2 protein-coding genes and 1 pseudogene are annotated in these 3,607 nt (G+C 27.5%); all 3 read right to left on the reverse strand.

Features of this window, described 5'->3' with window-relative positions; translation table 11 throughout:
- Window positions 1–1,114: filamentous hemagglutinin N-terminal domain-containing protein (locus tag L8W40_RS07955; protein WP_263665134.1), on the reverse strand; the 1,114-nt coding region annotated here is incomplete at its 3' end.
- Between the two features lie 27 nt (window positions 1,115–1,141).
- Window positions 1,142–2,968, reverse strand: coding sequence for a hypothetical protein (locus L8W40_RS07960; RefSeq protein WP_263665135.1), 1,827 nt, complete (start codon window positions 2,966–2,968; stop codon window positions 1,142–1,144).
- Window positions 2,958–3,607 (reverse strand): annotated as a pseudogene (locus L8W40_RS07965) (hypothetical protein); the annotation flags it as partial. The gene L8W40_RS07960 and the pseudogene L8W40_RS07965, both read right to left, overlap by 11 nt.

Below are 3,607 nucleotides of genomic sequence, written 5' to 3' on the forward strand. Positions count from 1 at the left end.
ATCCTTGGCCATCAAATGTTTTAGTAAAAGGATTTTTATTATCACCAATCATCATAGAAGTACAATCAAGACCATCTATACAATAATTAGCATAGTTTTGCCAATCTTTTCCTTCTTTGCCTTTGCCTTGATTGCCTTTAAAATTTATATTATTGGTAAGTCTATATTCGATATTTTTGCTAAAATCACTTTTATTTTCATTCCATCCTTTAGCAAAATGCCACCAATCCACATCAGAACTTATACCTATAAATTTATTATTTAAAAATTTTTCATTATTATGCTTTACTTCTATTTTGTTTCCAGTTTCATCTAAAGCATTATCATAATCTTGTTGTTTGTAATTAAAACTTTTAAAAGAAGATGGATTATAATAATATCCCGTAGCACCTAAATATAAAGAACCTTCATCTTTAGCAGTTATATGCAACTTATCTGTATTATTTAAGGTAGCAATATCAGCATGAGTTTCATTTCCAACTAAATATATATTTGTTTTTTTATCTTTATCTAAAGCTGCAATTTGATTAAAAGTTTTACTTTTAATATCAAAAGTTCCATATAATAAAACCTTATTCCCTATAAGTAATACATTATTAGCATTAATATTACCCATATTAACTACATTGCCTGCTTTTTGTGGTTTAAACACCGGTGAAAAAGTTAATCCATCATCAAATTTTTGCATCTTTGCAAACTTTTGTATATCCTCATCACCCATCGACGAAGTTGAAGCCACAAAGCGATTAGCATTGATAGTTCCTGTTTTAGTAATGATTACTCCATTAGGATTGATTAAAAAGACATTGTTGCCTTTTGCATTTAATACACCTTCTATGGTAGATTTACTTGTCCCATGAGCAATGTTTAGGTAGTTTTTATTGCTTCCATTAAAATTTACACTTTCACCTTTGCCTATGCTAAAGCCACCACCCCATTGTATGACTGAATTTGTTCCATGTCCATTAATATTTAAGGTATTGTCATTTGGTCTGTTTATAGTTCCACTAGTCCCGTGAGTAAATTTACCTCCACTAGGTAAAGCCATTAGTGGAGAAAATAGCATTGATACAGTTATGCCTGAGAGTATGATGTGATTTGATAGTTTTTTCATGTTGGCTCCTTTTTGTGTATTATTTTTTTAATTTAAATTTACTACTATGCTTTTTGCATCTTTACTTACACTTAGAGTGTATTTAGCTTTTTGAACTTTTGCTTTGATGTTTTTATGTAAGCTTTGATTGTTTTTAGTGATAGTTTCTAATAAGCTTTGTAAGTCTTTTTGATTTAAGTGTTTATTATTTGCATCTACAAAGCCTTTTTCACTTTGCATTAAAATAAAGCTTTTATTTTTTACATTATTGTTTGTATATACATTAATAGAACTATCTTTAGAAAGATGAATAGCTTCTTTAGCATTTAAATAAGCCTTAGTATCATCTTTTAAGATAAAGCTATAATGATCAAAGTTATTAATAGTATTTGCTTTTATATTTGTATTTAATACTAAATGATTATTAGTACCATTTTTATGTGTTAGAACTTTTGATACAAAGTTATTGTCTTTTTTAGTTTGTAAAAAGCTTCCTGCTAATACTTCTATATTGGTATTGTTAAAAATATTAGTATTACCACTTAAGTATAAAGTATTATTATAGCTTTTATCATTTTCACTATATACACCAGAAGCTGCTATGATGATAGTAGAGTTGTTTTTATACTCATCTATATTTAAATTATTTATATGAGTATAATTATCATGAGTATTCTTAGCTATACCTGCACTAATTATTATTTCCCCTTCTCTTTTATCAGAAGCTGTACCTAGGGCTAAGTTATCAAAGATAAAAGTATTATTAGCACTTTCATTTTTTGCATTAATAATATATACATTAGAACTAGCTGCACTTGAATAATCTTTAATATTTAAAGTATTATCATTAGCATTTTCATTAGCTCTTAAAATGATTTTAGAACCTTTATCTATATTAGAAGCATTAGATAAAGATTGTACCATATTATATTTTATAGTGTTTTTTTCTAAATTATCAGCTTCTATAATAGCAGTGAGGTTTCTACCTGATTTTACATTATCTAAAACTATACTATTAGCATTAGCACTACTTGCATAATATTTACCATCTTCAGACATAACTGCATATAAAAACATAGGAATATCAGAATTAGAATTACTGATATTAATACTATTATTATTTGCTTTAGAACTTAGAGTTTGTGCAGCAATAATATTAATCTTATCATATCTTTTTTTATCTGTTACTCCTTGAGTAATACTTCCTTCTATATTTATACTATTTCTACTAGCTCCTTTAGTAGCTACCCCACCATAAAGATTGATTTCATCTTTACCGGTAAAATTAAAATTGATTTCAAATGGCTTTTTCAAATTCATATAAATAACATTATCATTAGCCATACCATTATTAGTTATACCTGCATAAAAGTCTAAGAGTGCTTTTACTTCTATATTGGTATTTAATGCTAATAAGGTTTGTAAATCCTTAATGATAATAACATTTCTATATGCATTACCTTCTATAATCCTACCCCCATAAACTGCTCCTACTAAAATAGCATTGTATGCTAATGGAGTATTTTTAGTATCCACTCTTAAATCTAGTTTTAAATCATTAATAATTACACTATTATTGCTTACTTCATAGCTTTGATTATTATTTACATCTACAAAAGCTCCTCCTAAGTGAGTAGCAGCTGAAGTAGAATAAGCTCCACTTGGACCATGAACTAATAAAGAAGCTCCATCTATAATAACCTTATTATTTTTAGCATTGCCATTATAAGTATAAGCTCCTACTACATGAGTCATTCTCTCATCAAAAATATTATCCCCTAAAGCACTTTGTTTATAAGGAGTAGTATGAAAGTCTATCTTAGAGCCGCTATTTAAAATAACAGTATTGTTATTAGTATTAGCATCAACCCCCAAAAGCACCTAAAATATAAGGAGCACCATTTAAAGGTAAGGTATAGGTGTTTTCAACACCCATATCCACATAGGCATCTTTTAAGAAATTTAAAGTATTATTACTTGCTTCACCTTTTCTTGCTATGGCTGGAGTGATTAAAAAATTATATTTATTATCTAAGCCACTAGCTTTAGGATTAATTACTTCTTTATCGGTAGGTTTTAAATAATATACTGAAGATAATTCCCCTGCTTTTAATACTAAGGTATTATTATTTGCTTTTGCATTAAAGGTGTAAGCAGAAACTAAAAAAGGTATATAGCTTAATTGATTTAAAGCGGTATTAACCGAACTAAAACTATGAAAACCATTAACTACAAAAATATCTTCTTTAATACTTGGAGTAAGTATATGCTGTCTAAAGGCTAATTTATTTAAATTCAAATGAGCCTTATCTTTAGGATTATCATAAATTAAAGTAATATTTGAAAGGTTTTTATTGCTAGCCATTTGACCATAGAAGTTTTTACCACTTAAGAGTTTATATGTATCAAGATTATAATCATAAACATCATTATTATTAAATTTGTGCTGTTTAATAATATAAGCATTAGAAGTTTTATCATAATTTGCCTGGGTGGCAGCTTCTAAAGAGTTTA

The organism is Campylobacter sp. IFREMER_LSEM_CL1846 (genome assembly GCF_025772105.1).
Lineage (GTDB): Bacteria > Campylobacterota > Campylobacteria > Campylobacterales > Campylobacteraceae > Campylobacter_D > Campylobacter_D lari_D.